Source organism: Streptomyces scopuliridis (genome assembly GCF_042790125.1).
Taxonomy (GTDB): domain Bacteria; phylum Actinomycetota; class Actinomycetes; order Streptomycetales; family Streptomycetaceae; genus Streptomyces; species Streptomyces scopuliridis_A.
On record NZ_JBHTZS010000035.1, the window covers coordinates 67362 to 74393 of the forward strand.

General features: G+C 71.2%; 7 protein-coding genes. 4 read left to right on the plus strand and 3 right to left on the minus strand.

Going from position 1 to position 7032, the window contains the following annotated elements:
- Positions 1 to 20: 20 nt before the first annotated feature.
- Together ACFRKB_RS33630 and ACFRKB_RS33635 are read left to right on the plus strand one after the other, a co-directional pair.
- Positions 21 to 1688, plus strand: coding sequence for an amidohydrolase (locus ACFRKB_RS33630; RefSeq protein WP_383110401.1), 1668 nt, complete (start codon positions 21 to 23; stop codon positions 1686 to 1688).
- Between the two features lie 232 nt (positions 1689 to 1920).
- Positions 1921 to 3132: a lysylphosphatidylglycerol synthase transmembrane domain-containing protein gene (locus ACFRKB_RS33635; RefSeq protein ID WP_383110402.1), complete on the plus strand. Its 1212-nt coding sequence runs from the start codon at positions 1921 to 1923 to the stop codon at positions 3130 to 3132.
- Between the two features lie 220 nt (positions 3133 to 3352).
- Here the strand turns inward: ACFRKB_RS33635 and ACFRKB_RS33640 are convergent, their stop codons facing one another.
- Positions 3353 to 3685, minus strand: a complete 333-nt coding sequence (locus ACFRKB_RS33640; protein ID WP_383110403.1) for a hypothetical protein — start codon at positions 3683 to 3685, stop codon at positions 3353 to 3355.
- Here ACFRKB_RS33640 and ACFRKB_RS33645 point away from each other — a divergent pair.
- Positions 3672 to 4070 carry a fasciclin domain-containing protein gene (locus ACFRKB_RS33645; protein WP_383110404.1) on the plus strand — a complete coding sequence of 133 codons (399 nt, stop codon included), beginning with the start codon at positions 3672 to 3674 and terminating at the stop codon, positions 4068 to 4070. The genes ACFRKB_RS33640 and ACFRKB_RS33645 overlap by 14 nt on opposite strands.
- Before the next feature lie 138 nt (positions 4071 to 4208).
- On the opposite strand, the gene ACFRKB_RS33650 is transcribed toward ACFRKB_RS33645, so the two are convergent.
- On the minus strand, positions 4209 to 4661 hold the full coding sequence (locus tag ACFRKB_RS33650) for a hypothetical protein (protein ID WP_383110405.1): 453 nt from the start codon (positions 4659 to 4661) through the stop codon (positions 4209 to 4211).
- Positions 4662 to 5048: 387 nt separating this feature from the next.
- On the opposite strand from ACFRKB_RS33650, the gene ACFRKB_RS33655 reads away from it, so the two are divergent.
- Positions 5049 to 6020: a phosphotransferase enzyme family protein gene (locus tag ACFRKB_RS33655; RefSeq protein WP_383110406.1), complete on the plus strand. Its 972-nt coding sequence runs from the start codon at positions 5049 to 5051 to the stop codon at positions 6018 to 6020.
- A 73-nt stretch (positions 6021 to 6093) separates the two neighbouring features.
- On the opposite strand, the gene ACFRKB_RS33660 is transcribed toward ACFRKB_RS33655, so the two are convergent.
- Entirely contained in the window at positions 6094 to 6912 is an 819-nt protein-coding gene (locus tag ACFRKB_RS33660; protein ID WP_383110407.1) for an SAM-dependent methyltransferase, read from the minus strand.
- Between the last annotated feature and the right edge of the window lie 120 nt (positions 6913 to 7032).

A 7032-nucleotide genomic window follows, 5' to 3' on the forward strand; every position in this document is an offset into this window, starting at 1 on the left:
AGGGAGAGCGGGGATCACGAGTGGGACGGCAGAAGACGACGCAGAAGACGACGCGAAAGACCGCGCAGAAAACCGCGACGGCGTACGACGCGGTGCGTACCCTGCGCAATGTGCGGCTCGGCGCGGGCGGCCCGGTGTGCGACGTACGGATCGAGGGCGGGCGCGTCAGCGAGATCCACCCCGGCGGAACGGCGGCGGCACAGCGAGGCGTTGGCGTTGGCGGGCCGGACGTCGATCTCGACGGCCGTACGCTGCTGCCCGGTCTGTGGGACGCGCATGTGCATATCGTGCAGTGGGCCGTCGCCCGCCGCCGTCTCGATCTGGCGGGCACCGGCTCGGCGCGCTCCGTCGCGCGGATCGCCAGGGAACGGGCCGCGTCGATGAGCCCCGGTGAACTGCTCGTCGGCTACGGCTTCCGGGACGGCCTATGGCCGGACGCGCCCCACAAGGACCTGCTGGACGCCGTGCTCCCGGACCGCCCGGTGCTCCTCGTCAGCGCGGATCTGCACTCTGCCTGGCTCAACTCCGCCGGGCTCGCGCTCCTCGGCAGGGGCGACCACCCCAACGGGCTGCTGCGCGAGGAGGAATGTCTCCGGGCCACCGCCCAACTGTCGTCCGTGACCACTGAGATGAGCGACGCGTGGGTCCGGGAGGCGTGTGCCGCGGCGGCCCGGCGCGGCATCACCGGCATCCTGGACTTCGAGTACGCGGACAACGTCACCGACTGGACCCGCCGGATGACCACCGGTCCGGCAGCGACAGACGCGGCAGCCGACGACATGTCCGGCCTCCCGGCCCCGGCTCCGATACCAATACCGATCCCGGCTCTGGTCCCGGTCCCGGTCGCGCCACCCATACCGATCCCGGTCAGAGTGGCCGCCGCCGTCTACCCCGAGTATCTGGACGCGGCCATCGGCAGAGGGCTGCGGACCGGCGTCGCACCGCGTGAGGTGCCCGGCGGGCTGCTGGAGACCGGACCGCTGAAACTGTTCACCGACGGCTCGCTCAACACCCGAACGGCCCTGTGCCACGACCCGTATCCCGGCATGCCGTCCGGCGGCCCCGGAGAGTACGGGCTCGCCCAGGTCACCCCCGAGGAGCTGACCGCCGTGATGCGCCGGGCCGCCGCACACGGTATAGAGCCCGCGGTCCACGCCATCGGTGACCGCGCCAACGGGATGGCGCTCGACGCTTTCGAAGCCGTCCGCTGCCGGGGCAGGATCGAACACGGCCAGCTCCTGCGTCCCGAGGACATACCGCGCTTCGCGCCCCTGGACATCACCGTTGGTGTACAGCCCACGCACGCAGTGGACGACCGGGACGTCGCCGACCGTTACTGGCACGGCCGTACGCACCGCGCCTTCCCGTTCGCGGATCTGCTCGCCGCGGGGGCCGCGCTGGAGCTGGGGTCCGACGCGCCCGTGGCACCGCTCGATCCCTGGCGGAGCATCGCGAACGCCGTCGCCCGTACGGACGATGCCCGCCCCGCCTGGCACCCGGAACAGCGGCTGTCCGTCGCACAGGCCCTGGCGTCGTCGTCGCGCGGACGCCGTTCCGTACGCGTCGGGGACATCGCCGATCTGGTGGTCGTGGACGTGGACCCGCTCACCGCCGACCTGGCCGTGCTCCGCGATATGCCGGTGTACGGAACCATGCTCGCCGGTGCGTGGACCCATCTCGCCGACTAGGGCCTGTCCGGCGGATCTTCGAGGATCAGGCCGCGGCGTCTGGCGCGTGCGATCGCAAGGCGCAGGATCGCCCGTGTACTGGACGTACTCGGGCGACTCCGACAACGCGGCGAGCGTGCGTGCCAGGCGTCGCGGACCCTCGAAGATCCGCCGGACCGGCCCTAGGGCCGGTTCCTGGTGACGGCGCGTACGGGCGGGGCCGGAGAGCCGGCCCGGTCGTATCGTGGAGAGCGTGGCGGGCCGCCCCGGGGGGCACAAGGGGGCCTCGCGACACGCCCCGGCCTCGCGACACGGCACCGCCTCGCGACAGGACCCGGCCTCGCGGCACGGCACGGTCGCCGCGGTCGCGTCGGTACGGCCGCTCTGGTGGGCCGTGTCGGCCTTGCTCGTGGCGGCCGCCGTGGTCGTCGCGCTCACCAGGCGCCACGAACTGGTCACCGCCGTACATCTCATCGATGACGTCCGGCTGCCCAGGCTGCTGGTCGCCGCCGGGTTCGAGGCGGCATCCCTGGCCTGTCTGGCGGCCGTGCAGCACTGGCTGCTGCACGCGGGCGGTGCGCGGATCCGGCTGCGGGTCGTCGGCGCCGTCGTGCTGGCGGCCAACGCCATCGCGGGGGCGCTGCCCGGTGGGGCGGCGTTCGCGGCGGCGTGGGTGTTCCGGCAGTTCCGCCGCCGGGGCGCGGGGCAGGTCCTCGCCGGGACCGTACTGGTAGTCGCGGGGCTGCTGTCCGGGCTGAGCCTCTTCGTACTCCTGATGGCGGGCGTACTGGCGGCCGGTTCATCGGGCCCGGTGGCCGGGGTGCGGCCCGTGGTCATCGGACTCGCCGCGGTGGCCGTCCTGGTGGTGGGCGTGGCGGCCGGCCTGTCCCGGTTTCCCCGGGTAAGGCGCAGGGCCCGACGGGTGTGGCGGCGGATCGGACTGCGTTCCCGGCGGCTGTGGGACATCGAGCAGGCGCTGTCGCGTCTGGTCCGTCAGGTCCGTACCACCAGGCCGGGGATACGCCCGTGGCTGTGGCCGTCATCGCTGGCGGTGCTCAACTGGGGCTTCGACCTCGCGTGTCTGATCGCGTGCGTGTGGAGTCTCGGGATCGCCGTGCCGTGGCACGGCGTTCTCGCGGCGTACGCGCTGACGCAGTTCGCGGGAAGTCTGCGGCTCACGCCGGGCGGTCTCGGCGTGGTCGAGACGAGCCTGACGGCGCTGCTCGTGCTGTACGGGCTGAGCGCGGAGCAGGCGATCGCCGTCACCCTCCTGTACCGGGTGCTGAGTTACTGGATGCTCCAGCCGGTCGGCTGGGCGAGCGGGCTCGGACTGACGCTGAGCCGTGGCCACGCCGGACCCGATGCCGATCCCGAGTCCGCGTCCGAGCCCGCGTCCGAGCCCGCGTCCGAGCCCGTCTCCGACAGGGGGCCCGACGACGATTCCACCCCCGACAGCCGCGCCTGACCTGGGCGCACCTCTCAAGATGCTCATATCCACCCACGCGGCTACGCTTTATGCGGTGGCTTGACCGAACGACAGGCCGGACCGGTGACAACGCCCCGTCCGGCATCCCGCGCCACCGGCAGGACCGGCCGCCCCGGCCGCCATCGACGCCTCCCGGGCCCGAGCCGGGGCCCTCCTCCCACAGGAAGAGGAATCGAAACATGAAGTCCTCCCGCATCCGTCATACCGTCATGGCCACTGCCGCCGCGGTGGCCCTCCCGGTCTCCCTGGGGCTCGTGGCACCCCAGGCCTTCGCGGACCCCACCGCGCCCGGCACCCCCACACCGCCGAGCGCGTCCGTGACACCCACCACGCCCACGTCGCCCGGCACGCCCACGTCACCGAGCACCCCCTCGTCGCCGACCGAGTCGGCGTCGCCCAGCCCCTCCACCTCGCCGAGCAAGACCCCGGTGCCCAGCGCGGCCGTCCCGTTCGGTCCCGGCTGCTCGTCGATCCCGAAGACCGGCACCGGCAGCTTCGCGCAGATGGCCAAGGAGCCGGTGGCGACGGCCATCTCACACAACCCGGACTTCGCGACGTTCTACGGCCTGGCGAAAAAGGCCGGCCTGATCAACCGGTTGAACACCGCGGAGGACGTCACTCTCTTCGTGCCGACCAACGAGGCGTTCAAGAAGCTCACGACGGCGCAACTCGACCAGATCAAGAACAACGAGGCGCAGCTCAGGAAGGTCGTGAAGTACCACGTGGCGGAGAAGAAGATCGCCCCCGATCAGCTCCCCAACGGTGTCTTCTCGACCTGGGAGGGCACGACCCTCTCCACCTCGGGGTCGGACCGGACGTTCAAGGTGAACGACACGGCGAAGATCCAGTGCGGCAACATCAAGACGGCGAACGCCACGGTGTACACCATCGACACCGTCCTGACGCCGCCGTCCTGACGCCAAAGGAGCGCGTCACCAAAGGAGCGCGTCACCGAAGGAACGCGCCGCCGAAGGAACGCGCCGCCGAAGGAGCATGCAACGGAAAATGGGCGGGCCCGCCGACCGGGCCCGCCCTTTCGTCGTGCTGACAACGCGTCAGATGCCCGCGGACGCCATTTCAATCGCGGAGCGGTAATTCAGCGCGGTCGCCTTCACACAGGCGCCGTACGTCCGGTCCTTGGCGACCACGAGGAAGTAATCGCGCAGGTTCTTCCAGTAGTTGACGAGATAGCCCATCCCCGGAATGAAGCCCGCGGGCCGGGGTACGAGGGCGAATGCCTCGGAGCACTTCAGGATCTCGCCGGTGGCCGTCGAGAGGACGTCCGCCACATCGCTGTTCATGTTCCAGCCGGCGGCCAGCGAGTCGCTCCAGATGGCGCCGGCGATCTGACGGAGCCGCTCCTGCTCCTCCGGCGTCGGATCGCTGCTGAACGCGACGCCCCCGGGGACAGCGGCGCGCGCGACCGGTGCCTCGGGAGCCCCTGCCGCCGCGTGGGCCGCTCCCGCCGTGCCGACGGACAGGACCGCCACGGCGGCTGTCAACGCCACCGCCGACGCCCATCGGGATAATCTCCGCTCAACCATTGTTCTCCGCCTCCCCTACAGCTGACCCGAGGTCCGAATTGGCCCTCGTCGGACGCTGTCGCGCCGAGCCTCCCGTTTTCGCCTCAGAGCCGTCAACGGCGCAGATCAAGCCGCGTGGCGGTCCGCAAATAATCGAACCTCTGTTCTATGATTCCCCCGGCGCGCCCCGTTACACGCCCTTGATCAGGGACGTTGTCCGGGCGCCCACCCCAACGCCCCGCGCTCCGGAGGAATCATGCGACCTGTTCCCGCCCCCGCCCGTCTCGCTCCCGTCCCTCTCCCTGTGCTTCCTGTGCTTCCTGTTGCGGCCGCCGCGGATCTGTCATCACGACCGTCACCGAGGTGGGGGGCATGAGTCACGGTCACGTCAAGACCCTTCCGCCGTCACTGCGGGCATGGGCGGAACGCGTCGTCGGCCCCCTCTCCGCCGTGCGGGACGCGTCACATCCGCGCGAGACCTCGCGGGTCTGGGATGTCACCGGCAGCCGTGGCCGGCGCTTCTTCGTCAAGCAGTCGGCGAGCGCCGCGTTGTACGAACGGGAGACCTTCGGATACCAGTCCGCCGTATCCGCCCTGGGGTTCGGCCGCGCCCCGCGGCTCGTGGAGACCGATGCCCGGCAGCTCGCCCTGCTGCTGACCGCGGTGCCCGGCACCCCCGTATCGCGGCTCACCCTGCCCGGCCCGGAACACCGTTCAGCGCACCGGCAGTTCGGGGCGCTGCTGCGCCGCCTCCATGGCACGGACAAAATGCCGGGTGCCGGACGTCGGGAGGCCCGGGTCGCGCTGGAGCGACTGGCCGACGACGCCGAGTACCACCTCGCGCGCGCCGGTGATCTGATGTCCGAGAGCCGGCGCGCGCTCGTGCGCCGCTCGGCCGACCACGTACGGAAGCTGACCGATCTGCTCGCCCCCGCCCATATCCACGGCGACGCCCAGGAGCGCAACGCCCTGTGGAGCGGCCCGGCGGTGCCGGGACAGCGCGCGCCGGTACGGCACGCGCCAGTACGGCACGCGCCACAGCCGGCATCGGGACAACTGGCCGTCATCGACTTCGAACGGTCCCGGTACGCCCCCGCCGTACAGGACTTCGTACGGCTGGCCTGCGGCCCCTGGCAGGACCGCGACGATCTGCGCGCCGCGTTCTTCCATGGGTACGGCCGCCCACTGAGCGACGCCGAGCGCCAAGCGCTGCCGTGTCTGGCGGCGCTCGACGCCGCGAGCTGCCTCGCGTACGGGCCGGACCATGGCGAACACGACGTCACGGCCCGGGGGCTCCGTACGCTGGCCCGCCTGGAGAGCGGCGCCTGGGGGACGTTCGTATGACCGGACGGCGCACGGGTGCGACCAGCCGGAGCGTGGGTACGACCGGACGGCGCGTGCACGGCGCCCGCCGCCGCTACGGCTTGCGCGCCACGCCCGCGTAGATCGAGACCGCCGCATCGGTGACGCCGTCTCCCGGTTCCCCGTCCGGGCGCCAGCGGTGCGGCACCGCGAGGCCGGGCTCGACGAACTCCAGCCCGTCGAAGAAACGGAGGACGTCACTCCGGGAGCGCACCTGGGCGGGGATACCACCACGGTGGTACACACCGATCACCCGCTCCCACATCTCCGGCGCGAAGTCCGGAGTGCAGTGGGAGAGGACCAGGTAGCTCCCGGAGGGCAGCGCGTCGAGCAGACACCCGACGGTCTCGTACGGACGGAACTCGTCCGGCACGAAGTGCAGCAGCGCGTTGAGGGACAGCGCGACCGGGCGCGTCAGATCGATCGTCCGGTGCAGCCGCTCCGACTCGATGATGCTCTTCGGGTCCCGGACGTCGGCGTGGATGTAGGCGGTACGGCCCTCGGGCGTGCTGCGCATCAGGGCCTCGGCGTGCCGGAGGACGATCGGGTCGTTGTCGACGTACACGACACGGGAGTCCGGGGCGGTCTGCTGGGCTATCTGGTGGAGATTGGGCCGGGTGGGGATACCCGTACCGATGTCCAGGAACTGCCGGACGCCGGCCTCGGACGTGAGCCAGCGGGTCGCCCGGTGCATGAAGTGACGGTTCGTCTGCGCGCAGATCTTGACGGTGGGGAAGACCGACTCGACGGTGGCCGCGGCCAGTTGGTCGGCCTCGTAGTAATCCTTGCCGTTGAGGTAGAAGTCATACATCCGGGCGGGGTGGGGCTTGGTGGTGTCGATCTCGTCTACCGACGGGTGGTCGAGGTCCGTCATGCGGGGCCGTCCATTTCTGGCTCGTGGGGGGTGCCCCTATGGGTTTCGTCAAGCTGATGGGGCGGGCTGTGGGTCGTAGAAGGTGCCGTCGCGGAGCATCGCGAAGAGCACGTCGGCTCG

Bases quoted from the DNA above. Each gene is read 5' to 3' on its own strand.
- ACFRKB_RS33640 (WP_383110403.1), bottom strand. From the start codon at position 3,685: ATGGCCGTCGCCACCGGCTCCTTGGCCATCTGCGCGAAGCTGCCGGTG.
- ACFRKB_RS33655 (WP_383110406.1), top strand. From the start codon at position 5,049: ATGAGTCACGGTCACGTCAAGACCCTTCCGCCGTCACTGCGGGCATGG.
- ACFRKB_RS33660 (WP_383110407.1), bottom strand. From the start codon at position 6,912: ATGACGGACCTCGACCACCCGTCGGTAGACGAGATCGACACCACCAAG.